Origin of the sequence: Ancylobacter sp., from assembly GCF_965249975.1 — a bacterium.
GTDB lineage: Bacteria > Pseudomonadota > Alphaproteobacteria > Rhizobiales > Xanthobacteraceae > Ancylobacter.
In genome coordinates this window covers 396,608-422,881 of the sequence record NZ_CBDFNE010000018.1, presented here as the reverse complement: position 1 = coordinate 422,881, position 26,274 = coordinate 396,608, and the positions used below count along the sequence as shown (strand labels likewise).

Below are 26,274 nucleotides of genomic sequence, written 5' to 3'. Positions count from 1 at the left end.
GGGCGGGGCGGTGGAGAAGGGGCGAGGGGGTGGCCGTAGGCGGAAGCGCATTTCGTCGGGTCGGCGATCCCGGATCGGCCCTCGACCGTCAGGGTTGAGGGTGCGCCGACCGAAGGCTCCCGTCATGCCGAGGCGCGCGCGCGGGCGCCCGCCCTCAGTCCCGCCCTACAGCATCGCCGGCAGCACCCGGTCGGGCGGGCGGTGGCCGTCCATGAACGCCTTGATGTTGACGATCACCTTCTCGCCGGTGTCGACGCGGGCCTCCACCGTGGCCGAGCCCATATGCGGCAGCAGCACCACCTTGCCGGCGCGGGCGAGCTTGAGCAGCTTCGGGCTCACCGCCGGCTCGCGCTCGAACACGTCGAGGCCGGCGCCGGCGATCTCGCCCTGCTCGATCATGCGGATCAGCGCATGCTCGTCGATCACCTCGCCGCGCGCGGTGTTGACGATATAGGCGTCGCGCCGCACCAGCTTCAGCCGGCGGGCGGAGAGCAGGTGGAAGGTGGCCGGCGTGTGCGGGCAGTTGATGGAGAGGATGTCCATCCGCGCCAGCATCTGGTCGAGGCTGTCCCAATAGGTCGCCTCCAGATCCTCCTCGATCTGCGCGGGGAGGGGCCGGCGGTTGTGGTAGTGAATCTGCAGGCCGAAGGCGCGGGCGCGGCGCGCCACCGCCTGGCCGATGCGCCCCATGCCGATGATGCCGAGCCGCTTGCCCCAGATGCGGTGGCCCAGCATCCAGGTCGGCGACCAGCCGGGCCAGGCGCCGTCATCGCTGGTGATCAGCGCCGCCCCCTCGGTGAGCCGGCGCGGCACGGCGAGAATCAGCGCCATGGTCATGTCGGCGGTGTCCTCGGTAAGGACGCCGGGCGTGTTGGTGATGGTGATGCCGCGCTCCGTGGCGGCCGTGACATCGATATGATCGACGCCATTGCCGAAATTGGCGATCAGCTTGAGGTTCGGCCCGGCCGCCTCGATGACGCGGGCGTCGATGCGGTCGCAAATGGCCGGCACCAGCACATCGGCGGTGGCGACGGCCTCCGCGAGCGCGGCCTGGCTCATCGGCACGTCGTCGACATTGAGCCGCGCATCGAACAATTCGCGCATGCGGGTTTCGATCTTGTCGGGCAGCTTTCGCGTCACGACGACCAGCGGCTTCCTGCGGGCCATGTTGCTCCCCGTACAAATCACCGTGGCGATCAAGCTCCCGTTAACGCTACGGGCCCCACACTCGCGCCAAAACCGGGCGAGCCGTTCCTTAGCAGACAGGTCCAGGAAACACAAAAATGCACCGATTCGCAGTGCAGGCGTGTTTCCACGATCGTGCTGCGCGACAGCGCCGCCCGATGACGAAGGGTGATTGAGACGATGCGTGACAACAAGCTTCGAGGCCGAACGAAGCTGCCGATGACGATTGCCGTGCTGGCCGGTCTGGCCTCACTGTCCACCTCACTGCACTCACCGGTCATGGCGCAGGAGGCGGCGCAGGGGGCGACGCAAGGTGCGGCAAAGGACGCCGCGCCGGCTGATGCGGCGGGGCCGGTGGGGCGCACCAGCGGTCTGCCCGTGCCGCGTTTCGTCAGCCTCAAGGCCGACAAGGTGAATGTGCGCTCCGGCCCCACCCGCGACCATGGCGTCGCCTGGGTGTTCACCCGTGCCGGACTACCCGTTGAAATCACAGCCGAATTCGAAACCTGGCGGCGTATCCGCGACGCCGACGGAGCCGAGGGATGGGTGTATCATTCCATGCTGTCAGGCCGGCGCACGGCGCTGGTCAATCCGTGGAAGGCGGGCGAGGAAGTCTCCCTCTATGCCGAGCCTTCCGCCAAATCGCCCGTCCGCGCCCGGCTGGAAGCCGGGGTGCTCGGCAAGGTCGAGCATTGCGACGGCAAATGGTGCCGCTTCTTCGACAATGGCTTCGACGGTTTCATCGAACAGGAACGCCTCTGGGGCGTCTATCCCGGCGAGAAATTGGAGTAGAGGCAAGGCGTTAGGCAGTGTCGCCTCAGGCGAAGCGACGGGCGCCCGCCACGCAGAGCACGACGAGCAGCGTCGCCGCGATCATGGTGGCGGAGACCTGCTCGCCCACCAAGAGCGCCGCCAGCCCCAGCCCGAAGAAGGGCTGGAGCAGCTGCAGCTGGCCGACGGCGGCTATACCGCCCAGCGCCAGACCGCGATACCAGAAGACGAAGCCGACCAGCATGCTGAACACCGAGACATAGGCAAGGCCCGCCCAGGCGGCCGCGGTCACCGGCGCCAGCGTTCCCGGCCGCGTGACCACCGCCACGGCCAGCATCAGCGGCAGCGCCAGCAGCAGCGCCCAGGAGATCACCTGCCAGCCGCCGAGCCGGCGCGACAGCCGGGCCCCCTCGGCATAGCCGAGCCCGCACAGCAGCACCGCCCCGACCATGAGCAGGTCGCCGACAACCGAGCTCGGCACCCCATTGCCCAGCGCGAAGCCGGCGACGGTGGCCGCCCCGACAATGGAGAACAGCCAGAAGGCCGGCTTCGGCCGCTCGCCGCCGCGCAGCACGCCGAACAGTGCCGTCGCCAGCGGCAGCAGCCCGATGAAGACGATAGAGCGCGCGGCGGTGATGTGTTCCAGCGCCAGGGCGGTGAGCAGCGGAAACCCGATCACCACCCCCGCCGCCACCACCGTCAGCGGCCCGATATCGGCGCGCGCCGGCCGCTTCTGCGCCAGCAGGAGCAGCAGGCCGGCGCCAAGCAGCGCGGCGATGACGGCGCGCGCGGAGGTGAGGAACAGCGGCGTGAAACCGCTGACGGCAATCCGCGTCGCCGGCAGCGAGCCGCTGAAAATGATCACGCCGATCAGTCCGCTCCACCATCCCCGCGCCACGTTATGCTCCTTTTGGCAATGGCCCTTCTCCTAAGCGCGCAACGCTGGCGCCGACAGCCACGGTTCCGTACCATGGAGCCGAACAGTGAGGGCATACGGAGCCATACAGCTGAGCCAGCCCGGGGTTTCATCGGCTCCGCCAATAGGGCGTACGGAAATGGTGGTGGTGGCGATCCGGCGCCTGATCGCCAGCCAATCCCTGCTGCCGGGGGACAAATTGCCCTCCATCCGCAAGCTGGCGCGGGAGAAGGCGGTTTCGCCTTCCACCGTGGTCGAGGCCTATGACCGTCTCGCCGCCGAGGGGCTGATCCGTCCACGCCCCGGATCGGGGTTTTATGTCGCCGCCGGCGCACCGGCCGGGCGGGCCGGCGACACGCAAGCGCCCCTCGACCGTGCGATCGATCCTTTCTGGGTCTCGCGGCAGTCGCTGGACGCCGGGAGGGAGACGCTCCGGCCCGGCTGCGGCTGGCTGCCGCCCGACTGGATGCCGCTCGCCGCCATCCGCCGTGCGCTACGCGCGGCGGCGAAGACGACCGATGCCACGCTCGTGGAATACGGCTCTACCCGCGGCTCACCGGCCCTGCGCCGGCTGCTGGCCCGCCCTTTCGCCGCCGAGGGCATCGAGGCCGGACCGGAGGATGTGCTGCTGACCAGTTCCGGCACGCAGGCCATCGACCTCATCTGCCGGCACCTGCTACGGCCGGGCGATGCGGTGCTGGTGGACGACCCCTGCTATTTCAATTTTCGCGCGCTGCTGCAGGCGCATGCGGTGCGCATCATAGGTGTGCCCCACACACCTTTCGGTCCCGACATCACCCGGTTCGAGGAGGCGCTCGCCCTCCACAGGCCGCGCCTTTATCTCACCAATGCCGCGCTGCATAACCCCACGGGCGCCAGCCTGTCGCCGCGCATCGCCCATCAGCTTCTCGCTGCGGCCGCCGCTCATGACCTCATCATCGTCGAGGACGAGATCTTCGCCGATTTTGAGCCGGAACGCTCGGTGCGCCTCGCGGCCCTCGACGGGCTGAACCGGGTGATCCGCATCGGCAGCTTCTCCAAGACGCTCTCGGCGTCGATCCGCTGCGGCTACATCGCCGCGCGGCGGGAACGCGTCGAAGCGCTGGCCGACCTGCAACTGGCGACGGGCTTTGGCGGCCCGAGCCCGCTTGCCGCCGAACTCGTGTTCCGCACCCTCAGCGATGGCAGCTATTACCGGCACCTCGGCAGCCTCCAGGGCCGGTTGACGCGCCGCCGTCGCGAGGTCATCGCTGCCCTGGCCACCTGCGACGTGCATCCGTGGACGCTGCCCCGGGGCGGCTTCTATCTCTGGTGCCGGCTGCCGCGCGCCGTCGATGCTTCCGAACTCGCGCAGCGTGGGCTGCGGGAAGGCATCGTCCTCGCGCCGGGTAATGTCTTCAGCGTCAGCCGGACGGCAGCGGATTTCATGCGCTTCAACGTCACCCAGATGCCCCCCGAGGTGCTGGCCTTTCTGCGCCGCGCGCTTGGATAAGGAAATCGCCGTCCGGCGCATCGCTCAGGTGCCATGATGTCGGCATTCCGCCGGCGCTGCCAGCCCGCTGCCGTGAAGCAGGCCGGAAACTCCAGCCTCCGGCGGTCCAAAAATGGTTTAGGATCAACGAAACTTAGGACACTCTCCTAAGTCGGAGGAACAAAGGTCTCAGGGAAGCCGGGCTCAGCATATCACGGCCCGGCTGGGGCGCGACCTGCAGCTCTGGTTTACTTTACCGCGCTGAACGGCCCAAGCTTGGCGTCGGATAAGCTCCGAGCCAAGGACCTTATAAGAGCCGGAGACGAAAGCTGATCGGCCAACTCCGCATCCGTCGCCGTATCGTAGCTTTCGACCGCTTTCTCCCATCGGTCGAACGCCAGTTTTCGATAAGGCGCGGTCGCCATCTCCGTACGGAACGCCACGAAGTAGGAGGCAAAAACAACCGCGACACATCCCGATAGCGCAAAGGCCGCTAACTTATTCTTGCGGCTTAAATCGAGCAATATCAGGATAATGCCGATCAAGATCGGGACGGCAGAAAAATAGTATCGCGAAGACGCGGCCTGCTCCACAGGCAAGGTCGAGCGCCCCACAGCGATGAGAGCGCAGCTGCCGAGGCCAAACAACATGAACGAAATTGCAAAGGACGAGCGAGCTATATCCCGTCGCACGAGAAACGCCATCCAACATGCCACGAGGATCAAAATTAGACCCGTGATCATCAAGAGATGCATATCCGACACAGATACGGGAGCGGCGGTGGAAATGGCTGTAGGAGAGAAAGAAAGTCCGTTTCCTACTGCAGAGAACATGCGTAGAATAGAATTCCCGATATTGACGCCGCTGCTAGGTTGACCCCAATCTTTGATCGCATAGATGATAAATAGCACTCCAAGCACGAGGAAAATTGACGCTCTTTTGAACATGCGGTGCGAAATCAATATAAAAAAACAACAAATCCAGACGAGAAATCCATTGCTAAAAGAAAGTGACGCCAGTGCGGAAAATAGTATTGAAATGATCATATAAAATATGCGCTTCTTTGAAGTGGTGTATGTTGAAATAATGAAACAAAATAAAAGTGATGTTGAGTTTATTATCCAAGGAGCTAGTATATTTTCCCAATTATGAAGATTAAAAAGCAAAGAAGCGATGCCAATGGACGCAATAAGACGGGATATAAAGCTGGCGTCTTGCGCCGAAATTACAGTAATTGAAATAAACAATGCTGAAAGCAGTAAGAAAAAGTATCCTATAAAAATAGTTGTATAGAGAGAGTATGAAAATAAATATGCATCTATTATTGTCGACATTCTGTAGAATATAACAGAATGGCCCTGTTCTTTAGACAATAAATAATAAAATGACCAATCTCCCCGCGAGATACGAATTGCATCTGGCACCGTTTTCCACTCATCAAAATATGGCGTATTGTTAAATATGTTATTGAAATAGAAAATAAACGTTAATAAAAATATAAATACAATCAGTATTGACAGAACATATAATATTAATGTCCCATTAATATCAATTAATGATTTATATCTGCGCATTTCAAGGTTCCGGAAAACGATATAATGGGCTTGGTGGATGGCGTTTGGCAAAGCCAAGTGCGTTGTTGGGATTGTGGCCAATTGTCCCGACCTGCTCTATGGGACGTTCTGGACGTGCCGAAAATCCTCCGCCGATGCCATTTGCCAGACACTATCCGTTCTGGTCTTCGTCCGATTCTCACCAGGAGACTCATAACGCATTGATCCGAATGCGGACGGCAGCGAGCTTGAGGGCTGCGAGGAGGTTTTCTGGGCGCCGGTCGTGGCGGCTGGCGAGGCCGCGCATCTTTGGTCCAGTTGAAGAAGCGCTCGACGAGGTTCCTCTGCGGTAGAGCCGTGGGCTGGCCTGTGCGCTCTCCGATATGGAGACCGGCGCGAAGTCGTCGCCGAGCGGCACCTCCAGCGTCGCGTCGACCCGTCGCGGCCGAACGTCCGCCGGCATTCGCTGGACGAATGGATGATCGGACGAATTTTTGCGCTTCATCGGCCCCAAAAGCCAAAGACCCATCGTTGCACACCGTGGTAACACAGTGCGACACCGACAGGACCTTGAAAAGGCTTGACCTTTTGATACCGCACAATTTCCACGGTATTCTGATGCCAGGAGAGTGTAGCAAAAACGTCTTTCGCCACAACGGTTTGCGGCCATTGTGGGGGCGTCGCTGCCTCGTTGATTTTGTTAGGGAATTTTGGACGGCGCCCGCGCACCCCTGAAGGCGGGGAGGGCCGGCCATGACCGATTTTCCCGACCTGATGGCGGCGGTTGCGGGGCGGCTTCTCGGGGAACCGAACCGGGGCATGTCGTCGAAGGACGAACTGCGCTTCGGCACGAATGGCAGCCTGTCGGTGAAGATCGGCGGGCCGCATAAGGGCACATGGACCGACCATGAGGCCGGGGAGGGCGGCGGCGTGCTCGACCTCATCGCGCGGCGCCAGGGCGGCGGGCGCGAGGGCGCGCTGGCCTGGCTGAAGCAGACCTTCCCCGACTTCGCCGGCCGGCCGGAGGCGCCCTCCACCGGGCGGCGCATCGTCGCCACCTACCCCTATGTCGACGAGGCCGGGGCGCTGCTGTTCGAAGTGGTGCGCTATGAGCCGAAGGAGTTCCGCCAGCGCCGGCCGGACGGCGCCGGCGGCTTCGCGTGGGACCTGCACGGTGTGCGGCACGTGCCCTATCATCTGCCCGAACTGATCGAGGCCATCGGGTCCGAGCGCACCGTCTTCATCGTCGAAGGCGAGAAGGACGTGGACCGCCTGCGCGCCCTCAACGTGCCGGCGACCTGCAACGCTGCCGGGGCCGGCAAGTGGCGGCTGGATTTCGTCGAGCACTTCGTCGGCGCCGATGTCGTGATCGTGCCCGACAATGACGAGCCGGGCCGCGACCACGCCGAGAAGGTGGCGCGGGCGCTCAAACCCGTGGCGACGCGGGTGCGCGTGCTGACCCTGCCCAACCTGCCGCGCAAGGGCGACGTGTCGGACTGGCTCGATGCCGGCGGCAAGGTGGAGGAACTGCACCGCCTGGCGGAGGCCGCGCCCGACTGGCGGCCGGCGGCCCCGGCGACCCGGCTGCCGGCGGTGTGGTGGGGCGACGAGGACAAGCAGCCCGCGCTCTCCTGGCTGGTGAAGGGGCTGCTGATCGAAGGCGGTTTCTCCACCGTCTACGGCCCGCCCGGCACCTCCAAGAGCTTCCTCGTGCTCGACCTCGCCTTGCACGTCGCCCATGGGCGCGACTGGTTCGGCAAGCGGGTGGCGGCGGGCGGGGTGGTCTATGTCTCCGGCGAGGGCGGCGCCGGCATGCTGATGCGGATGAAGGCGTGGCGGCAGGAGAAGGACGGCGAAGACGGCAAGCCCTTCGTGCTCGTGCCGTCCTCGGTCAATCTCTATGACGACGAGGAAGGCGCCGAAACGCTGATTGCTGACGTGAAGGACCATCAGGCCCGCATGAGCGCGCCGCTGCGCCTCGTGGTGCTCGACACGCTCTCGCGCATGATCGGCTCGGGCGACGAGGACAAGGCGCGCGACATCAATGTGGTGGTGCAGAAGGCGGAGCGGATCCAGCGCGAGCTGGCGTGCCACGTCCTCGTCGTGCATCACTCCGGCAAGGATACCGATCGCGGCGCGCGGGGCTCCAATGCCCTGCTGGGCGCCGTGGATGCGGCGATAGAGATCACCCGTCACGAGACGGGTGTGTGCGAAGGCAAGATCGCGAAGGTGAAGGACGGCGGCGCTATCGCGCCCTTCAGTTACAAGCTGCTGCAATCGGTCCTCGGGACGGATGAGGAGGGTGACGAGATCACCTCCTGCATCATCGCTCCCACGGATGCGAGCACCGGCGAGGCGAAGGGCACCACGCGGCTACCCGACACGGCGCGCATCGCGCTCGATGCACTGACGCTGGCCTTGACCGAGGAGGGGCAGCCTTCCCCGGGCGGGCAGGTGCCCAACGGCGTGCGCGTCGTCACCATCGAGAGGTGGCGCGAGTACGCCTACCGGCGCGGCGTGAGCCCGTCGGACGAGCCAGCCGCCAAGCGGCAGGCCTTCCACCGGGTGCGTCAGAAGCTGCAGGCCGGCCGGCTCATCGGTATCTGGGGGGACTGGGTATGGATGATCCTGTGAGCGTGACAGGCGTGACAAAGCGTGACCGTCACGGGTTGTCGCAGCCGGAGCGTGACAGCGTGACATCCCCCTTTAGGGGGTGTCACGCTGTCACGGACCCAGGGGCTGCCGGTCACGCCGACACGGCCGGCGAGAGGCTGGTCGAGCTGGCGGATCGGGTGCGGCGGCTGATGCCGAGCCACCGTGACCCGGAGGCGTTCCACGAGGCGAAGTCGGAGATCGAGGCGGAGTTGCGGCACCTGTCGCGGGTCCTCCCCCCGGTCAAAGTATGCGGGCGGCGACAGCGCTTGAGTTCGCTAGACGAGCCGCGTTTGAGCCCTAAAGTCTCCGGCTTGAGAAAGGGTTGAGAATGCGGGATTTGCATAGCTCCTCCCTCTTCGCCGACGTGACCGCACGGCCGGCGGAAACCCTCTCCAAGAAGGGTTTTGCCGAGGCGATCGGCGTCTCGGCCGGGCGCGTCTCGCAGATGATCGCCGGCGGGCTTCCCGTCGAGCCGAACGGGCGCATCCATGTGGCGCGGGGCAAGGCGTGGGTGGCCGAGAATGTCGATCCCAACCGCCGACGCGCCTCGCTCGATGGCCCGGCCCTTCCCTTGGCTTCCGCCTCGATGGTTCCGGCCTCCTCCCGTGCCGTGCGCGACGCGGCGGAGGCGGAGATCGCCCGGCTGAAGGCCGAGCGCATGGGGCGGGCGCTGATCGACCGGGCGGCGACGCTGCGCACCATCGAGGGCCGCGCCCGCTTCGAGCGCGACGCCTGGCTCGGCTGGGTGAACCGGGCGGCACCGGAGATCGCCTCCACCACCGGGGCGGACCTCGCCGCTGTGGTGGCGGTGCTGGACCGGCTGGTGCGCGCCCAGCTCGTCACCCTGGCCGACATGCCGCTGGAGGAGTTCCCCGATGACTGACCGGACGCAGGGCGACCTCGCGGACCTCACCGCCGAGCTGGTCGATGCCGCCTGGCGGCGGGGGCTGCGGCCGGAGCTGCAGCTGACCGTCACCGAATGGGCGGACGCCAACCGCACCCTGCCCGGCACCAATGCCGAGCCCGGCCCGTGGCGCACGGCGCGGGTGCCCTATCTCGCCGAGATCATGGATTGCCTGTCGACCGCCTCGCCCGTCGAGCGGGTGGTGCTGATGAAGGGCGCCCAGACCGGCGGCACCGAAGCCGGGCTCAACGCCATCGGCTATTGGGTGGCGCATGCGCCGGGGCTGATCCTCGCCGTGTGGCCTTCCATCGACATGGTGCGGCGCAACTCGCGCACCCGCATCGAGCCGCTGATCGAAGGCACGCCTGCCCTGCGCTCGCGCATCGCCCCGGCCCGTTCCAAGGACCCCGGCAATACGGTGGGGCTGAAGGAGTTCCCCGGCGGCGCTCTCATCATGACAGGGGCCAACTCCGCCACCGGGCTCCGCTCCACCCCGGCGCGCTATCTCGTGCTCGACGAGGTGGACGCCTTCCCGGCGGATGCCGATGGCGAGGGAGATCCGGTGGCACTCGCCGTGCAGCGCACCGTGACCTTCCGGGGCCGGCGCAAGATCTTCCTCATCTCCACCCCGACCGAGGCCGGCGTATCGCGGATCGAAAAGGCCTATGCCGAGAGCGACCAGCGCCGCTACTTCGTGCCCTGCCCGCATTGCGGCACGCACCAGGCGCTGAGCTGGCGCGGCGTGACCTGGCCGGAGGGCGAGCCGCGCAAGGCGTTCTATACCTGCGAGGCCTGCGGCGGTGTGATCGAGGAGGCGGACAAGCCCGCCATGCTCGCCAAGGGCGAATGGCGCGCCACGGCGCAGGGCGACGGGCTCACCGCCGGCTTCCACCTTTCGGCGCTGTACTCGCCCTTTGAGAGCTGGGGCGAGATCGCCGCCGACTTCCTCACCTCGAAACGCGACCCGGCGCGGCTGAAGACATGGACAAACCTCAAGCTCGGCGAGGCCTATGAAGACCGGGACATGGCGCCGCTGGCGCCCGACAGTCTCGCCTCACGCGGCCTCGCCTGCGACCCGGCATGGACTGAGCTTCTCCCGGAAGGCGTCGCTGTCATCACCGCCGGCGTTGATACCCAGGACGATCGCATTGAGGTGGAGTTCGTCGGCTGGGGAAGGGGCGAAGCCAGCTGGTCGCTGGACTATGACATTCTCCACGGCGACACCTCGCGCCCCGAGGTGTGGGCGGCGCTCGATCGCCTGCTCGCCCGCCGCTTCCGCCACCCGAAGGCGATCCTCGATCTTCCCATCCTTGCCGTCGCCATCGATTCCGGCGGGCATCGCACCGACCAGGTGATGCGGTTCTCGGCCGAGCGGCTCAACCGCCGGATATGGGCGATCAAGGGCCGAGGCGGGCCGGGCGTGCCGCCCTGGCCAAAGCGCCCGCCCAAGCTGCGCAGCGCCAGCCTCGCCCCGGTACACATTGTCGGCGTCGACACGCTCAAGCACGGGCTGCTCTCGCGGCTTCGCATCGACGATGGCGGCCCCGGCGCCTGCCACTGGCCGGCGGAGCGCGACTATCTCTGGTTCACCGGCCTCGTCGCCGAGCGCCCCGTCCGCCGCTACACGCGCGGCGTCGCCCGCATCGAATGGGTGCCGGACCCCGGCGTGCGCAATGAACCGCTCGACTGCCGCGTCTATGCCACAGCCGCGCTACACGGGCTCTATGCCGCCGGCATGAGCCTGGCGGAGATGGTGGGGAAGATGGAGGCGGCGGAGGTTCGCGCGGGGGCTGCGGGGGCCGGGACTGCGGGCGAGGTGGTGCGCCAGGCGCCCGCCGTGGTGCGGTCGAGCTGGGTGGGGTGAAGGTGTTTCGGAGCGCAGTCTGCACCCGTCCGATTCGCTGCGCGCAGCATCAGCTGGCTTAGGACGCCATTTTGGTCCGATCATGCGCTCCTATGCGCCGCTCGCTCAATATGAAACTCAACCCCGAATTGAACCTGCGGAAAACACGCTCGATAAGCTTGACCGAAGGTAAATTGCAGTTGAAAATGTGGTAAAATATCACTGTGAGTTTTTCCATGGCAGCGGACATTACCCAGCAGGCCGAAGCGTACCTCCAAGCGATGGTCGACGATCTTTCGATCAGCGACACCCGCTACGAGCAGGCGGAGAGGAGCTACAAAGCTCTCGGTACTTGGCTGGGGCGTCCTGAGTCCACGCTCTTTCGTTATGAACCGTTGGTCTATGTGCAGGGGTCCTTTCGTCTAGGCACCGTCATTCGTCCGCCGTCCGAGGATGAGGACTATGACGTTGACGCGATCTGCGAACTTCAGCGACTTCGCACCTCCCAGCTTTCTCAGAAGAAGTTGAAGGAGATGCTTGAGGTCGAAATTCGCTCCTATCATCGTTCTCAAAACATGACGAAACCGGTTCGCGAAGGTCGACGCTGCTGGGTCTTGAATTACGCAGATGGCGCTCAATTCCACATGGATGTTGTGCCCTGTGTTCCGGACGCTGACCGCCAGCGACGGTTGCTCGAGGCCAGTCGCCAGACGTCGAACTTCACTAATACGGCCGTTGCCATCACCGATAATGAGCGGTGGAACTATACAATTGTTGACGACGACTGGTGCCGCTCAAATCCTAAGGCGTACGCCACCTGGTTCAGGCAGCGAATGATCGTAGCTTTGAACCGGCGGAAGCAAATTCTTGCCGAAGTTGCCAAGGCGCATGTTGAGGACATTCCCGACTACCGAGTGACTACGCCCTTGCAGGCTGCAATCATGATTTTGAAGCGTCATCGCGACGTTCGGTTCGCAGGCAAGCCTGAGGATCGACCGATCTCGATCATCCTCTCGACCCTCGCTGCCCATGCCTATGGCGGCCAGGAGACAATCGGCGCGGCTCTTTTGGCTATCCTAAATACGATGGATCAGTTCGTCCTCAATGTGGGCGGCAAGCTTGTCATCCCTAACCCCACCGATCCGCTCGAGAATTTCGCTGATAAATGGGAGAGCCATCCGCATCGCGCCAAGGCCTTCCGCGAGTGGTTGCAACAGGCCAGGCAGGACTTCGCTTACATCGCCGTCCAGGCCGATATGCAACTTATTACCAACTCGGCGGCGCCGGCGATCGGACGCGAGCTCGCTGAGCGAGCGCTTGCGAAGTCCAGTAGCGGTGGAAGGCTGCGTGCCGCGTCTCTCGCTCCGGTTGGCGCTGGTCTCTCTTTCCCGGCCACGGCGCGTGTGCCGACCACACCGCAGGGCTTCGCTTGATCTGGTGGATCACCTCTACGAGTCGCGCCGAACGCGAACGGACGGAACTCGCTGACCTTCAAGAGCGCCGAGGGTGGCTTGAAGGGCTGACTTGGCGAATTGAGAAGGGACTTCGCCTCGTTGCCGATTTCAACCTTGTGGTTGCGGACACGCGCGTTCATCTGTCTCTACGCTATCCCGATTATTTTCCGGACTTACCGCCCTCGATCATCCCCACGGATGACGTTGTGCTTTCAGGGCATCAGTACGGTCGGGGAGGCGAACTGTGCCTCGAGTACCGTGCTGACAATTGGGTCTCGACCATCACCGGCGCAATGATGGTGGAGAGCGCCTATCGGCTCCTAGTTAACGAGCAGGGTGAGGACGCTCCACCCCTGCCGTCCGCCCATCGCTCGTCTCTTGGCCAGAACCTTCGTGGGAACGCCTTTCGCTTTGCGTTGACGGGTGACGCTAAGGCTGCGCTGCAGTCGCTGAAGCCGGGTCAGCATCTTCAAGCCGCCGTCAGCGAAATCAAATTCGGCGATACCTATGTGGCCGGATTGTCCCGCTTGGGACCAAAGGAGGCGCCAGTCTTCGAGGCTCCGGCTCAGACGGAAAGCCATTGCGAATGCGAGGCGATGGCCATTCGCCTGCCTGTCGGCGCAGAGGCGCCAAAGTCGTTCACTGCCGATAACTTACGCTCGCTCGTTGAGGCGCAGGGGTTAGGGGTTTGGTTTGCTGAGGGTCGCAGGCTGTCCGCCTTCGTCGTGCTCGTTAGCGATAGGGCTATTCGGCTGCCGTCGTTCTTCGTAACAGATGCGCTTAGGGTGCTTGACTACCGCACAATTGCGATTGACCCGCCAGAGGCGCGGCTTCCTGAAACGTTTGCAGCGATTGGCAAAAAGCGTGTGGGGATCGTTGGCTGCGGCTCGGTAGGGTCCAAGGTCGCTGTCTCGCTCACCCGTTCAGGTGTCGCGAACTTTCTCCTGCTGGATCCCGACCTCTTCCTTCCCGAGAATACGGCACGCAATGAGCTCGATTTGCGCGCAGTCGCCGTACATAAGACGAGGGCGCTCCGAGAGCGGATTCTCGAAGTAAGACCTGCTGCAGACGTCGATGCGCGCTCGGTCTTGATCGGGGGCCAAGAGAGCGCCGAGAGCACTGCGAGCGCCATGTCCCAACTTGCAAAATGCGATCTCATTGTGGACGCCACGGCTGACCCGGACGTCTTCAATCTCTGTGCTGCCGTGGCGAAGATCGAGCGAAAGCCGATGGTCTGGGGACAGGTCTTCGGGGGCGGCATTGGCGGACTAGTTGCGATGGCAAGACCAAATATAGATCCACCGCCGCAGCTCGCTAGAAATCAGATCATCGGCTGGTACGCGAACCGCGGGGTGGTCTGGGACCTCGCCCCCCGTCGTGGTTATGACGGTCAACGAGAGGGTGGGGCGCCCCTTCTTGCGAGCGACGCTGAGGTCTCGCTCATAGCCGCGCACATGACCCGCTTCGCCGTTGACCAGCTCATCGTTCAGCCGGCGTCAGCTTTCCCATCGCCAGCCTATGTGACTGGGTTCGCCAAGGAGTGGATTTTTAGCGGACCCTTTGACACCTGGCCAATCGACTACGCTCCCGAAGGCGAGTGGGGGCCGCAGGTAGATGAGAATGCGGCTGAGGCACTGACGGCCTTCCTAGGGCACCTGTTCCCGAAGGCGCCAAATGAAGATTGAACTATCCGGCGCGGTAAAACGGCGCTTCAAAGTTCACCTTCGGAGAGCGGGCCGGCGCGAGATCGGCGGTGTCCTCATGGCCGAGCAGATCGGCGTCGATCACTTCAGGATCATCGACTTCTCGGTTGACGATCAAACCGGCGGCCCAGCGCATTTTGTCCGCAGCCCTGAGTACCACCAAAAAGCGCTCGCCAATTTCTTCGCACGTACGGGCGAGAACTATGCGCGCTTTAACTATCTTGGCGAATGGCATTCGCATCCGAGCTTTGCCGTGCGGCCGAGCACTGAGGACTCAAGTTCAATGATGTCGCTCGTCCAAGGCGAGAGAGGCATTACGTTCGCCGCGCTCCTCATTGTGAGACTTCGACATTGGTTTTCGTTAGATTACTCAATCACTATGTTTGTCGCCGATCAAAGTAGTTAAAGGCTTAGCATATTATGAAGCGACTTCTGGATCTGTTTGAACACTTCATCCGATCGGCGATCGACTACGTTTTCCGGGTGCGCTCGCCGGGCCTGGGTCTCGTCGGCACGGGGGGCGTCATCATTACTGCCGCTCTCGCGGGCTGGGCCTTCAACCTTTCGTTCCCGTTTAACGGGGGCCTGTTCGCCCTGAGCTTCAGCGTCGATGGGCCTGGCCGTATCGTCATGTATGCGGTGCTTCTGCTCGGCGCGACGCTCGTTGCAGTCGGACTTCGTCAGCTTCAAAAGGAGTTCGCTGCAAGTGCCCGATTGCGCGCCATCGTCATCGAGCTTCGAGGCCTGCGGGATTGGATCGGCGCTCCACTCAGCGAAAGCGTTCCCCGGTCAATACGGGGGCGGAAGGAGGAGATCATCCTCGACCTCAGAAAAGGCGCGGATGGTCAGGTCATGCCGGATTTAGCATTGGCCGAGTTGCACGCTCTCCGGCCCCGGATCAATACAATCGAGAAGGGACTCGATCGCCGCGACGTGACCTACGTTGTAGGCGCTTTAGCACCGGTACCTTTTACGTTCCTTCTCGGCGTGCTCGTCGATGACGAAGGACCCATCGCGCTTCTAGATTGGGACCGCCATAAGCTGGCGTGGCGAGAACTGGAGTCACCCGATGACGGCAAGCGGTTCTCAGTCATAGGCCTCGACGCAGCTTGCGGCGGACACGCAAGCGTGGCGGTCGCCATCTCGGCGTCCTACATCGTCGATGTTGCGGGGGTCCACGCGAAGTTGGGCACCGGCGTCCCCTTGGTGCATCTTGAACTGGATGGCGCCTCCACTGACGCGAACTGGTCAGAGGTCAAGCAGCAGGAGCTTGCCCGGAGATTTCTAGAGGTGATGGTTCGTCTTGGAAATTCTGGAGTCCAGCAAGTGCACCTGTTCTTCGCTGGCCCGAACAGCCTAGTGATGCGGTTCGGCATGGCCTACGATAAGCGAAATCTGCCGGCTCTAACCCTCTACCAGTATGAACGCGGCCATAGCCCACCCCATCCTTGGGGAGTCGCAATGCCTGTGGCCGGACTTAGCTTAGCCGAGATAATTTCCTAAAATCATTCAAATTATTGATTTAAAAAAATAATCATTTCTATTTTTCGATTTCAAATTCGATATCAATAGACGGTGGAATGCCGATGTTCACGCTAAATTTCTTGATACTAACGCCGCTTCCGGCGATCGCATTCTTGAGATCTCTAACTTGTGCAATCGCTTTCGACATCGCCCCCTCAGCGACGGATTGTACTGATGAAATTTTAATGCTCGATTTTGGAACATAAAATGGAGTATTGGTTGGAATTCCGTCCGGAATTACAGCCCAATATTTTCCATCCTCACCAATAATTCTGACCGACGAACCCGGATCAAGACTTAGGTTACTTGTAGCGGTAGGCATTGGTGATGTATATAATGAGACAGGCTTTTGCTGACCAACTAGCCCAGTCGCAGGCGGATTGCTAGAAAAAGCTTTCTCATATCCATTATGGGTTGTGTCCGGATTTAGGGTCGAGTTTATCTCGTCAAGTTGTGATCCAATTTTTTCGTAAACATCCTGTGCCTTTGCGTTGCTTGGCAATGTGAGAAGCGCAAGGCCGATCACTGCAACTCGGAACATTTGCGGTCTCCCCCGGTAATTACCAAATCATAACATGCGGGCCCGTCCATCTGGGCAGCTACACGTCCATCGGCAACATTCTATGTGCGATCTCTCAACCTGACACCGGGTCCGTTGCCGTTCTGGTCGATAAACACAATCCCGGCCTCCTCCAGCGCGCGCTGGATCGCCTCGACGGTACGTGGCTTCAGTTCCTCGCCGGCCTCAAGACGGGAGATCGTATTGGTCGAGACCTGAGCACGGTCTGCCAAATCGCGAACGCTCATCCCCAGGCCAGCACGGGCCATTCGACACTGCTCAGGCGTCATCGCTCATTCCGCGCGAAATCGCATTGACGTTGCGATTATCTTGGTTCATACAATTCGCAACACAGTCGCGATTTCGCAATTTATCACAGGAGCACGCGCATGGACAGCCATGTTCGCGAACGGGAGAGCCTTGTTCCCAGCCGGCGCCAGGCGCTTTGCCTTGGCGCGGCGCTTGTGACCGTGCCGGCGGGCGTTCTGGCGCTGGCGGCGCCTTCGCCAAGCGTCGCGGCGCCGTCCCTCTCACCGCAGGAGCGGATCGCCGGCGCGGTGCGGGAGATCGAGACGGCGTTGGCCGAGATCTATCCCGGCGCCAGCCAGCACCCCATCCTGCAGTTGCCGGACGGGGGGGCCTTCGCCTCGCCGATCTTCGCTGATGGCAGCTTCACCCCTGGCCAGTTGGCCATGGTGTCCGTCACCGCCAATTCCTTCAGCTCGCGCTTCGCCGCCGGGCTCAAGAGCCGCACCGCCACCGACTGGTTCGGCAGGAGGGTGGCATGAGCGGCGACCTGTTCGGGCAATTCGTGCCGGCGGCGGCGCTGCTCTCGCCCCAGCTGCGGCTGGAGATCGTACCCAGCGACACCATGGAGCCGACGCTGCGCAGCCAGTGGGACCATGTGCTGGTGCGCCCCTGCACGCGCTATGAGGGCGAGGGGATTTATCTGCTGCAGGACGTGTTTGGCGGGCGCAAGCTCGCCCGCGCCTCCAGCGTGCTCGGCGGCCCCGGCCATATCCTGCTGCACGTCGACAACAATCATTATGGAGAGCACCTCGTGCCGCGCGAGGCCTTCGAGGACAATGTGCTCGCCATCGTGGTGGCGGACGTGAAGGTGCGCGACGCACGGCTGCTTAGCCAGGTGCAGCGCCATGGCGAGGTGCGGCCATGAACGCCCACACCCGCGAGTTCGTCATGGTGGAGCGCCAGCGCCTGCGCGAGCGGGCCGAGCGCGCCATCGAGGCGCTGATCGGGCTGCTCGACGAGATGGACGGCGACCCCGACGAGGAAGACGGCGACGAGGCCGAAGACGATATCGACTATCTCGCGGAATGGGGGCGGCGATGAACCGGCGAACGCTTCTTCTCGCCGCCGGCCCGCTTCTGGTGGCCACGCCTGCTGCGGCGCTGTGCCTTGCGGTTCCGCCCGATCATGATCCGGCGCTGCGCCTCGCGCAGGAATGGCTGGAGGCCAAGGCGATGATCGACGGCCGCCCCGACCTCTCGGACGCCGAGGTGGACCGCCTCTGCGATGTCACTGAAGCGGCGGAGGACCTTCTGCTCGTGACGCCTACAACCTCGCCCGCCGGCGCGCTGGCCTGTCTGGAGATGATCGAGGTGAGCGCACGGCGCGAGGAGAGCGGCGGCACGGCGGGATTCTCCGCAGGGCAGATCGCGGCGCTGATGGCCGGGGCGCGGACCCTGCTGGCGGCGCAGTAGGGATCCAAGAGCGGGCCGACTTGACCCCGATTTCGAAGCGTGCATAATCGGGTCAACGAAGCCCTGTTTTCGAGAGAGCCCCATGGACACCGAACGCCCCTTCACCATCAGCTCCGCCTGCGAGGCGCTCGGCATCAAGGTCGAGCGCTTCAAGTCCCTGCGCCGCCGCGATCACCTGCCCTTCGCCGACCTCTCCACCGTCGGCCCCGACGGCGAGGATCGCGGCGGCTGGACGCGCTACAGCGCTTCCGAGATCGCCCTTACCTCGGCCCTGGTCGAGTTGGTCGACGTGATGAAGCTCGATGTGGTCGCCGCCTCCCGCCTGCTCGCCAATGCGCGCGGCGCCTTTGAGGGCGAGCACCCGCAGACGGCCAAGCCCTTCGCCGATATATGGATCGGCGCGCTGATCTTCGGCGGTGACGAGGAGGGCCGCGCCCATATTGGCGGCACGCTGGAGGAGGTGAACGCCCGCATCCTCAAGGAAACGGCGGTGATGGCCGCCGAGCATGGTGCCGCCCCCAGCCAGATCGTGCTGGTGAACCTCTCCAAGCATGTCCGCAAGATCGACGCGGCGCTGGCCAAGGTGGCGTAATGTTCCCGGCCGCGCTCTCCCGCCTTATGAACCGGCTGCGCTCGCGTTCCTATGAGGGCGCGGCGACGGGCCGCCGTGCGACGGGCTGGGGCAAGACGGCCAACCAGCACGGCGCGGCGCAGAAGGCCCGCGCCCCGCTCTCCTACCGCGCCCGCTATCTCGTGGCGAACAACCCACACGCGGCGGCCGGTAAGGCGGCCCATGTCAGCAGCCTCGTCGGCACCGGCATCGTCCCGGCCGTGACCGGCACGCTGGCCAGGCGCTGGACGGACTGGACGGACGAGGCGGATGCCGACGGCCTGATGGACTTCTATGGCCTCACCGCCCTGATGGTCGGCGGCATGGTGGTCGATGGCGAGGCGCTGGCGCTGCTGATCGCCACCCCGGCCGGCCTGCGTATCCGGGTGCTCGATCCCGACCAGTTGGATGCTTCGCTCACCCGCCCGCTCCCCCAGGGCGGGCGCATCGTCAATGGCGTCGAGTTCGACATGTTCGGCTCCCGCGTCGCCTACTGGATCGTCAAGGAACGCCCCGAGATCGGCCTCGGCCTCAACCTCCAGCCGGTGCGGGTGCCGGCCGAGGACGTGGTGCACCTGTTCCGCCCCGACTTCCCCGGCCAGGTGCGCGGCGTCTCGTGGTTCGCCCCGGCGATCCTGCGGCTGGCCGAGCATGACGAGTGGCACGGCGCCCAGCTGGTACGCCAGAAGGTCGGGGCGCTGCTGACCGGTTTCATCGTCACCCCGGATGGATCGATGCCCTTCGGGGGCGAGGTGTCGCAGGGCGCCCTCATCGCCGGCATGGAGCCCGGCACGCTGTTGCCCCTGCTGCCGGGGCAGGATGTTCGCACCACCACGCCGCCCGCCATCGCGCAGGAGGCCAATGACTTCGCCCGCATCACCCTGCACGAGATCGCCGCCGCGCTCGGCCTGCCCTATGAGGTGCTGACGGGCGACCTCTCCAGCGTCAACTATTCCTCGATCCGCGCCGGCCTCGTCGAGTGGCGCCGCCGGGTGGAGATGACTCAGCACAATGTCATCGTCTTTCAGGCGCTGCGCCCCATCTGGCGCCGCTGGGTGATGATCGAGAGCCTGCAGGGCCGCCTTGCCGCCCGCCCGCAGGAGCTTCTCCCCGTGCGCTGGATTACCCCGAAGCAGCAATGGGTGGATCCGGCCAAGGATGTGCAGGCGGAGATCGAGGCGATCAATGCCGGGCTGATGAGCCGCCGCGAGGCGGTGGCCGCGCGCGGCATGGATGTCGGCGCGCTCGATGCCGAGATCGCCGCCGACAAGGCCCGCGAGGCGAGCCTCGGCCTGACCTTCACCGCCGCGCCGGCCAAGGCCAAGCCTGCCGCCGCCCCGGCGCCCATCGAGGAGACCGTGGCATGAACGGCTATTTCGACACCCCCGAGTTCCATGCGCGCATGCGCAACCTGAACGACGCGATGCAGCGCGGCATGATGCCCCCGGCCGCCGACATGCCGAAGCATCTCGGCTGCACCATGGACGCCTTCATGGACCACCTCGCCGACATCGCCGACGAGGACGGCATGGCTTATGTCGGCGTCGGCAATGGCGAGTGCATCTGCCTTGAGGCGCCGCCCCGCCCGGTCAAGGTGGAGACCCGCTCGGCCGCTCCCGCCGAGATCCTCACCCGCCGCGCGACGCTCCCCGCCTCCAGCTGGGATGCCGACAGCCAGACCTTCGAGGCCGTGCTCTCCACCGGCGCCGCTGTCGAGCGCTGGGACGTGCGCGGCCCCTATGACGAGATTCTCCTCCTGTCGCAGCCGGACTGGCCCGCCCGCGTGCCCCTGCTCGACAGCCATGGAAGGGAGAGCGTGGACCGCCAGCTCGGGAGCGTCGACACGCTGCGCGTGGTCGGCGGGGACCTCCTCGGGCGCGCCACGCTCTCCCGCCACAATCCCCGCTCCCAGCGCATCGCCGCCGAGCTGTCGGACGGTGCCACCTTCGGCATCTCCATCGGCTACGGCGTCGAGCGCTGGTCCGAGCGCACCAACCCCAAGACCGGCCGCCGCGAGAAGGTGGCCGAGCGCTTCACCCTGATCGAGGCCAGCCTCGTCGTTGTCCCCGCCGACCCGCATGCAGGCATCAGGAGCCACGACATGACGGTCAGCACCGAGCCGGCGCCCGCGCCCGCTCCCGCAACCCAGCCCCTCAACCCGCCGGCCGCCATGGAGCGCGCCGCTATCAACATGGAGATCCGTTCCATCGCCAGCGTCGCCGGCCTCGACCAGGGCTGGATCGACAGCCAGATCGACGCCAACGCCACCACCGACGCCGCCCGCGCGGCCGCCTTCGCCGCCATGCAGGCCCGCAGCGCCCCGCTGCAGACCTTCCATCCGACCGTGGCGACCGTCACGAACGACCACACCGACCCGGCGGCGATCCGCTCCGCCATGGGCGAGGCTCTCGCCCATCGCCTCGCCCCCGGCCGGGTGAAGCTGGAGGGGCGCTCGCGCGCCTATGCCGGCTTCCGCATGCTGGACATGATCGGCGACCTCGCCCAGGCGCGCGGCGAGCGGCTCAACCTGCGCGACCAGAACGCGCTGATGGAGCGCGCCGTCGGCGCCCACTCCACCAGCGACTTCCCCCTGCTGCTGGCGGACGCGGCCAACAAGGCCCTGCTCGCCAACTACGCCGCCGCCGAGCCGACCTATCGCCTTATCGCTGCCCGGCGTTCCTTCACCGACTTCCGCGACCATTCCTTCCTGCGCATCGGCGACTTCCCGACCTTCCAGGAGACCAATGAGGGCGGTGAGCTGAAGTACGGCACCCTCTCCGAGAACCGGGAGAAGGTGCGGGCGAAGGAGCTGAATGCCGGCATCGCCATCGGCCGCCGCGCCCTCATCAATGACGACCTCTCGGCGCTGGCGGACTTCTCCTCCATGATCGCCATCCGCGCCGCCAGCGACGAGAACGCCCGCGTCTATGGCCTGCTCGCCGCCAATGCCGCCCTCTCCGACGGCAAGGCGCTGTTCCACGCCGACCACGGCAATAAGGCCGCTGCCGGCGCCGCCCTCTCGGTCGCCTCGGTCGCCCTTGCCGTCGCGGCGCTGCGCAAGCAGACCGGCCTCGACGGGGTGCCGCTCAACCTCGCCCCCCGCTTCCTCGTGGTCGGGCCGGACACCGAGCTTGCCGCCCGCCAGGTGCTGGCCGCCATCACCGCCGCCAAGGCGGGCGACGTGAACCCGTGGGCGGGGACGATGGAGCTGGTGGTCGATGCCAATATCACCGGCACTGTCTGGTACGTCGTGGCGGATCCGGCCGCTGCCCCCAGCCTCGTCTATGGCTACGTCTCCGGCGCCGAGGGGCCGCAGATCCGCACCGAGATCGACTTCGACACCCGCGCCGTCAAGGTTGCCGCCGGGCTCGACTTCGGCTGCGGCGTCATCGACTTCCGCGGCCTCTACAAGAACGAGGGCGCGTGATGGCGGACCTCTCCACCCTGCACGAGCGTCTCGACGCCCTCCGCGCCATGCGCGCGGAGGGCACCAGCCGCGTGCGCTTCTCCGACGGCCGCGAGATCACCTATCGCACCGATGCCGAGTTCGCCGCCGCTATCGCCGACCTCGAACGCCAGATCCGCGACGCCTCCCGCGCCGCGCCAAAGACCGTCTATCTCGCAACCAGCAAAGGGCTCTGACGATGGCGCGCACGGGAGCCAAACACACCCAGGCAGACCTTGCTCGCGCTCTTCGCGCGCTGAAGCAGGCGGGCATGCAGAAGGAGTCTCAAGTGGAGGCTCGCCCCGACGGCACGATCGTTATCGCGCCGTTGGACAAGAAGCACGCGGGCACGGCTCTTGCGGCCGAGCCCGAGCATGAAATCGTGCTGTGAGGTAGGGCATGCCGAAGAAGCGCCCCCCTTTCCTCCATCGCGAGCGCTCGCGGCACGGGATTCCGGTTTGGTACGTCCGCCGGGATCACGGGCCGCGCATTCGCCTGCGCGCCGAATATGATTCGGCGGAGTTTTGGGAGGAGTACAAGGCGGCTCTTGCGGGCACCGCGCCGGCGAAGAAGGGCGGGCGGCCCGGCTCGCTCGAATGGGCGATCACCCGCTATCGCGCCAGCTCGGCTTGGGCGGCACTGGCGCCGGCGACGCGCCGGCAGCGCGAGAACATCTTCCACCAGGTCGAGAAGACCGCCGGAAAGGAGCTGCTCTCGCAGATCACCCAGAAGGTCATTATTGCGGGCCGCGAGCGCCGCTCGGCGCACCCGCACGCCGCGAACAACTTCCTGAAAGCCATGCGCGGCTTCTTCGATTGGGCGGCCGGCGACGGCAATCTGGTGAAGGACAACCCTTGCATCGGCGTGAAGCTGCTCAAGGGCAGCAATGACGATGTCGGCTTCCACACGTGGAATGAGGACGAGCTTGCCCGGTTCGAAGCGAACTGGCCGGTTGGCACCCGCCAGCGCCTCGCTTTCGACATTCTGCTCTATACCGGCTTGCGCCGGGGCGACGCCGTGAAGCTCGGCCGCCAGCACGTTCAGGACGGGCTGATCACGCTGCGGACGGAGAAGACGGGCGAGCCGGTCACGCTGCCGATCCTTGAGCCGCTGGCGCGGTCCATTGCGGCGACGAAGACGGGTGACCTGACCTTCCTCGTGACGGAGCGCGGCCAGCCCTTCGTCAAAGAGAGCTTCGGTAACTGGTTTCGTCAGGCCTGCACGGCGGCGAAGTGTCAGGGCTCGGCTCATGGCCTTCGCAAGGCCGGTGCGACGCGGGCGGCGGAGAACGGGGCGACGGAGCGTCAGCTGATGGCGCTGTTCGGCTGGTCGACGAACAAGATGGCGGCGCTTTACACGCGCACGGCCGAGAAAAAGCGGCTGGCGACGGACGCTGCCCAGCTCCTGCTGAGGAAACAGTCCAAGAACGAAAACGCCCGCACCTTCTCTCGAAGTGCGGGCGCGAAGCCTAAAACCTCAGAAAAATCACGAGGTTAGAAAATGAGTGGTGCCCAGGAGAGGACTCGAACCTCCACGGTGTTACCCACACGGACCTGAACCGTGCGCGTCTACCAATTCCGCCACCTGGGCATGTGCCTTGCGGCACGGCGGCGAGAGATAGTCGGGTGGACTCCCTCTTGTCAACGCACCTTTCACACAAGAGCCAAGCTAGCGGTGGAAATCTCGCTCATCCGCTGTCGCGGGCCCGCTCAAAGATGGCTGCGCCATCTCAACGCCCGCCGCGCGGCGCCTCCGCTCCGGCCTGCGCGCAAAAGCCCGGGGCGCTGTCACGCGGAGCGCTGGACGCTGCCGCAGCGGCGCGCTAATCGTCGTGGCATGCCAATGCCGGGCCGGGAGACGTCACATGGTCGACACCACGAAGGAACTGCCGCTGGAGAGCGAGGCTGAACTGGCCCGGCGCCCGGCGCCGATGGAACGGCTGGTGACGATCTATGGCGGCTCCGGCTTTGTCGGCCGCCACGTGGTGCGCGCCTTGGCGCGGCTGGGCTGGCGGGTGCGAGTGGCCGTGCGCCGGCCGGACCTCGCGGGTCATCTCCAGCCGCTCGGTGCCGTTGGGCAGATCGCCCCCGTCCAGGCCAATCTGCGCTACCCCGCCTCGGTGCTGCGGGCGGCGGAAGGCGCGGAAGTGGTGATCAACCTCGTGGGCGTGCTGCATGAGAGCGGCCGCCAGAGCTTCGAGGCGGTGCATAATTTCGGCGCGCGGCAGGTGGCGCTGGCGGCGCGGGAAGTCGGCGCGCGGCTGATCCATATGTCCGCCATCGGCGCTTCGGCCGATTCGGATGCGCTGTATGCCCGCAGCAAGGCGGCGGGCGAGGCGGCGGCGCTGGAAGCCGTTCCCGGCGCGGTGGTGATGCGCCCGTCCATCGTCTTCGGCCCGGAGGACGATTTCTTCAATCGCTTTGCCGCCATGGCGCGGCTCTCCCCGGCGCTGCCGCTGATCGGCGGCGGCGGAACGCGCTTCCAGCCGGTGTTCGTCGGCGATGTCGCCGAAGCGTTCGCCCGCGCGGTGGACGGTCAGGCGCGGCCGGGCACGGTGTATGAACTCGGCGGGCCGGAAGTGCTGACCTTCAAGCAGCTGATGGAGCTGCTGCTGGCGGAGATTGACCGCAAGCGCCTGCTGCTGCCGATGCCGGCCGGGCTCGCGGCCTTCAACGCCCGCTTCCTCGAAATGCTGCCCAATCCGCTGCTGACCCGCGATCAGGTCCGTCTCCTCGGCTATGACAATGTGGTCTCTGACGCCGCCAAGGCGGAAGGGCGGACCCTGGAAGGGCTCGGCATCACGCCCAGCGCTCTCGGGGGCATCCTGCCCGGCTATCTCTGGCGTTACCGCAAGGCCGGCCAGTTCTCCCGGCCGGAAGCCGCCTGATCCACACGGACACCGCCAACGAAAAGCCGCCGACGCGTCCGCGTCGGCGGCTTTTTTCATGGGGCGTGTGCGGATGTCACCCGACCAGCGCCAGCGCTACGAGGCCCACCCCGCCGATGCCAATGCGCCACCAGCCGAACGGTGCGAAGCCATGGCGGGAGACGAAGGCGATGAGCCCACGCACCACGGCCAGGGCGGCGATGAAGGCGGCGATGAAGCCCACCGCGATGAGAGTCATGTCGTCGGCGTTCAGCGCGTCGCGGTTCTTGTAGAGGTCATAGGCGAAGGCGCCGGTCATCGTTGGTAGAGCGAGGAAGAAGGAGAACTCCGCTGCGGCCGGCTTGCTGGCGCCGAGCAGCAGGCCACCGACAATGGTGGAGCCCGAGCGCGACACGCCGGGAATCATGGCCAGGCACTGGATGAAGCCGATCTTCAGCGCCAGTAGGGGCGGGAAGGCCATGGCGTCGGTGTGCACCGGCTTCACCTTCAGCGTGTCCACCCAGAGCAGAATGATTCCGCCGAGGATCAGCATGATGCAGATCAGCGCCGGCGTCTCAAACAGCACGCTCTTGATGAAGCCGTGGGCGAAGGCACCGATGACCGCGGCCGGCAGGAAAGCGATGAGAATGCCGAACACGAAATTGCGCGAGCGCGGGCTCGTCGGCAGTGTGATCAGCACATCGAAGAAGCGGCGGAAATAGACCACGAGCAGGGCGAGGATGGCGCCGAGCTGGATGACGACCTCGAACACCTTGCCTTCGCTCTCGAAGCCGAGGAAATGCCCGGCGAGCAGGATATGGCCGGTGGAGGAGACGGGCAGGAACTCGGTAAAGCCTTCCAGAAGGCCGAGAAGGAAGGCTTCGAGCAAAGTGCCGAATGACATGAGGCTTATCCGTGGGGAAGAGGCGATGAGCGGTGGGCGGGCGCCGGGGCGGCGCGGGCGCATCCTGTCCGCTTCGCGCCAGCTTCGCAACGTGACGCAATGGAAGCCCCGGGCAAGGGCCGGCAAATAAACTTCCGTTGCGGTCGGCCCCAGCCTCGGGCAGACATGAATCCGCCTCAACTGGCGGCTC

General features: G+C 64.9%; 27 protein-coding genes and 1 tRNA gene. 20 read left to right on the top strand and 8 right to left on the bottom strand.

The window, feature by feature from the left end; genetic code table 11:
• Positions 1-165: 165 nt before the first annotated feature.
• Positions 166-1,167, bottom strand: a complete 1,002-nt coding sequence (locus ACP2AH_RS14950) for a 2-hydroxyacid dehydrogenase (protein ID WP_307022191.1) — start codon at positions 1,165-1,167, stop codon at positions 166-168.
• Between the two features lie 237 nt (positions 1,168-1,404).
• On the opposite strand from ACP2AH_RS14950, the gene ACP2AH_RS14945 reads away from it, so the two are divergent.
• Positions 1,405-1,977: an SH3 domain-containing protein gene (locus ACP2AH_RS14945; protein WP_425106524.1), complete on the top strand. Its 573-nt coding sequence runs from the start codon at positions 1,405-1,407 to the stop codon at positions 1,975-1,977.
• A 25-nt stretch (positions 1,978-2,002) separates the two neighbouring features.
• Here the strand turns inward: ACP2AH_RS14945 and ACP2AH_RS14940 are convergent, their stop codons facing one another.
• Positions 2,003-2,854 (bottom strand): DMT family transporter, encoded by an 852-nt coding sequence (locus ACP2AH_RS14940; RefSeq protein ID WP_425106523.1) that lies wholly within the window; start codon positions 2,852-2,854, stop codon positions 2,003-2,005.
• A 157-nt stretch (positions 2,855-3,011) separates the two neighbouring features.
• Here ACP2AH_RS14940 and ACP2AH_RS14935 point away from each other — a divergent pair, with 157 nt between their 5' ends.
• A complete protein-coding gene (locus tag ACP2AH_RS14935) occupies positions 3,012-4,364 on the top strand; it encodes a PLP-dependent aminotransferase family protein (RefSeq protein WP_425106522.1) in 1,353 nt (450 codons plus the stop codon).
• A gap of 227 nt (positions 4,365-4,591) precedes the next feature.
• On the opposite strand, the gene ACP2AH_RS14930 is transcribed toward ACP2AH_RS14935, so the two are convergent.
• Entirely contained in the window at positions 4,592-5,767 is a 1,176-nt protein-coding gene (locus tag ACP2AH_RS14930) for a hypothetical protein (protein WP_425106521.1), read from the bottom strand.
• Positions 5,768-6,107: 340 nt separating this feature from the next.
• Entirely contained in the window at positions 6,108-6,425 is a 318-nt protein-coding gene (locus ACP2AH_RS14925) for a hypothetical protein (RefSeq protein WP_425106520.1), read from the bottom strand.
• 224 nt (positions 6,426-6,649) lie between these two features.
• On the opposite strand from ACP2AH_RS14925, the gene ACP2AH_RS14920 reads away from it, so the two are divergent.
• The 7 genes from ACP2AH_RS14920 (at position 6,650) to ACP2AH_RS14890 (ending at position 15,958) form a co-directional block, all read left to right on the top strand.
• The gene (locus tag ACP2AH_RS14920; RefSeq protein ID WP_425106519.1) at positions 6,650-8,530 is read left to right on the top strand and encodes an AAA family ATPase; all 1,881 of its coding nucleotides are present in this window, start codon (positions 6,650-6,652) and stop codon (positions 8,528-8,530) included.
• Positions 8,531-8,888: 358 nt separating this feature from the next.
• Positions 8,889-9,434: a hypothetical protein gene (locus ACP2AH_RS14915; RefSeq protein WP_425106518.1), complete on the top strand. Its 546-nt coding sequence runs from the start codon at positions 8,889-8,891 to the stop codon at positions 9,432-9,434.
• Positions 9,427-11,319 carry a phage terminase large subunit family protein gene (locus ACP2AH_RS14910; RefSeq protein ID WP_425106517.1) on the top strand — a complete coding sequence of 631 codons (1,893 nt, stop codon included), beginning with the start codon at positions 9,427-9,429 and terminating at the stop codon, positions 11,317-11,319. Before ACP2AH_RS14915 ends, ACP2AH_RS14910 begins: the two co-directional genes overlap by 8 nt.
• 215 nt (positions 11,320-11,534) lie before the next feature.
• A complete protein-coding gene (locus ACP2AH_RS14905; protein WP_425106516.1) occupies positions 11,535-12,731 on the top strand; it encodes a nucleotidyltransferase domain-containing protein in 1,197 nt (398 codons plus the stop codon).
• Positions 12,728-14,437, top strand: a complete 1,710-nt coding sequence (locus ACP2AH_RS14900) for a ThiF family adenylyltransferase (RefSeq protein WP_425106515.1) — start codon at positions 12,728-12,730, stop codon at positions 14,435-14,437. The genes ACP2AH_RS14905 and ACP2AH_RS14900 overlap by 4 nt, the downstream gene beginning before the upstream one ends.
• Positions 14,427-14,861 carry a Mov34/MPN/PAD-1 family protein gene (locus ACP2AH_RS14895; protein ID WP_425106514.1) on the top strand — a complete coding sequence of 145 codons (435 nt, stop codon included), beginning with the start codon at positions 14,427-14,429 and terminating at the stop codon, positions 14,859-14,861. Before ACP2AH_RS14900 ends, ACP2AH_RS14895 begins: the two co-directional genes overlap by 11 nt.
• A gap of 14 nt (positions 14,862-14,875) precedes the next feature.
• The gene (locus tag ACP2AH_RS14890; RefSeq protein ID WP_425106513.1) at positions 14,876-15,958 is read left to right on the top strand and encodes an SAVED domain-containing protein; all 1,083 of its coding nucleotides are present in this window, start codon (positions 14,876-14,878) and stop codon (positions 15,956-15,958) included.
• Positions 15,959-15,995: 37 nt separating this feature from the next.
• On the opposite strand, the gene ACP2AH_RS14885 is transcribed toward ACP2AH_RS14890, so the two are convergent.
• Entirely contained in the window at positions 15,996-16,520 is a 525-nt protein-coding gene (locus tag ACP2AH_RS14885; protein ID WP_425106512.1) for a hypothetical protein, read from the bottom strand.
• Positions 16,521-16,600: 80 nt separating this feature from the next.
• A complete protein-coding gene (locus ACP2AH_RS14880) occupies positions 16,601-16,828 on the bottom strand; it encodes a helix-turn-helix domain-containing protein (RefSeq protein WP_425106511.1) in 228 nt (75 codons plus the stop codon).
• A gap of 99 nt (positions 16,829-16,927) precedes the next feature.
• Here ACP2AH_RS14880 and ACP2AH_RS14875 point away from each other — a divergent pair, with 99 nt between their 5' ends.
• The 10 genes from ACP2AH_RS14875 (at position 16,928) to ACP2AH_RS14830 (ending at position 23,811) form a co-directional block, all read left to right on the top strand.
• Positions 16,928-17,326, top strand: coding sequence for a hypothetical protein (locus tag ACP2AH_RS14875; protein ID WP_425106510.1), 399 nt, complete (start codon positions 16,928-16,930; stop codon positions 17,324-17,326).
• Entirely contained in the window at positions 17,323-17,712 is a 390-nt protein-coding gene (locus ACP2AH_RS14870; RefSeq protein ID WP_425106509.1) for a hypothetical protein, read from the top strand. The genes ACP2AH_RS14875 and ACP2AH_RS14870 overlap by 4 nt, the downstream gene beginning before the upstream one ends.
• A complete protein-coding gene (locus tag ACP2AH_RS14865) occupies positions 17,709-17,888 on the top strand; it encodes a hypothetical protein (RefSeq protein ID WP_425106508.1) in 180 nt (59 codons plus the stop codon). Before ACP2AH_RS14870 ends, ACP2AH_RS14865 begins: the two co-directional genes overlap by 4 nt.
• Positions 17,885-18,259 (top strand): hypothetical protein, encoded by a 375-nt coding sequence (locus tag ACP2AH_RS14860; protein WP_425106507.1) that lies wholly within the window; start codon positions 17,885-17,887, stop codon positions 18,257-18,259. The genes ACP2AH_RS14865 and ACP2AH_RS14860 overlap by 4 nt, the downstream gene beginning before the upstream one ends.
• An 82-nt stretch (positions 18,260-18,341) precedes the next feature.
• Complete coding sequence (locus ACP2AH_RS14855; RefSeq protein WP_425106506.1) at positions 18,342-18,851, top strand: hypothetical protein; 510 nt, start codon at positions 18,342-18,344, stop codon at positions 18,849-18,851.
• Entirely contained in the window at positions 18,851-20,236 is a 1,386-nt protein-coding gene (locus ACP2AH_RS14850) for a phage portal protein (protein WP_425106505.1), read from the top strand. The genes ACP2AH_RS14855 and ACP2AH_RS14850 overlap by 1 nt, the downstream gene beginning before the upstream one ends.
• Positions 20,233-22,296 carry a prohead protease/major capsid protein fusion protein gene (locus ACP2AH_RS14845; protein ID WP_425106504.1) on the top strand — a complete coding sequence of 688 codons (2,064 nt, stop codon included), beginning with the start codon at positions 20,233-20,235 and terminating at the stop codon, positions 22,294-22,296. Before ACP2AH_RS14850 ends, ACP2AH_RS14845 begins: the two co-directional genes overlap by 4 nt.
• Entirely contained in the window at positions 22,296-22,511 is a 216-nt protein-coding gene (locus tag ACP2AH_RS14840; RefSeq protein WP_425106503.1) for a phage head-tail joining protein, read from the top strand. Before ACP2AH_RS14845 ends, ACP2AH_RS14840 begins: the two co-directional genes overlap by 1 nt.
• 2 nt (positions 22,512-22,513) lie before the next feature.
• Positions 22,514-22,705 (top strand): hypothetical protein, encoded by a 192-nt coding sequence (locus ACP2AH_RS14835; protein WP_425106502.1) that lies wholly within the window; start codon positions 22,514-22,516, stop codon positions 22,703-22,705.
• 8 nt (positions 22,706-22,713) lie between these two features.
• Complete coding sequence (locus ACP2AH_RS14830; RefSeq protein ID WP_425106501.1) at positions 22,714-23,811, top strand: tyrosine-type recombinase/integrase; 1,098 nt, start codon at positions 22,714-22,716, stop codon at positions 23,809-23,811.
• A gap of 8 nt (positions 23,812-23,819) precedes the next feature.
• Here the strand turns inward: ACP2AH_RS14830 and ACP2AH_RS14825 are convergent.
• Positions 23,820-23,904: transfer RNA gene (locus tag ACP2AH_RS14825), tRNA-Leu, on the bottom strand.
• 274 nt (positions 23,905-24,178) lie between these two features.
• On the opposite strand from ACP2AH_RS14825, the gene ACP2AH_RS14820 reads away from it, so the two are divergent.
• The gene (locus tag ACP2AH_RS14820; protein ID WP_307022201.1) at positions 24,179-25,201 is read left to right on the top strand and encodes a complex I NDUFA9 subunit family protein; all 1,023 of its coding nucleotides are present in this window, start codon (positions 24,179-24,181) and stop codon (positions 25,199-25,201) included.
• A gap of 76 nt (positions 25,202-25,277) precedes the next feature.
• On the opposite strand, the gene ACP2AH_RS14815 is transcribed toward ACP2AH_RS14820, so the two are convergent.
• Positions 25,278-26,084 (bottom strand): undecaprenyl-diphosphate phosphatase, encoded by an 807-nt coding sequence (locus ACP2AH_RS14815; RefSeq protein WP_425106500.1) that lies wholly within the window; start codon positions 26,082-26,084, stop codon positions 25,278-25,280.
• Positions 26,085-26,274 lie beyond the last annotated feature (190 nt).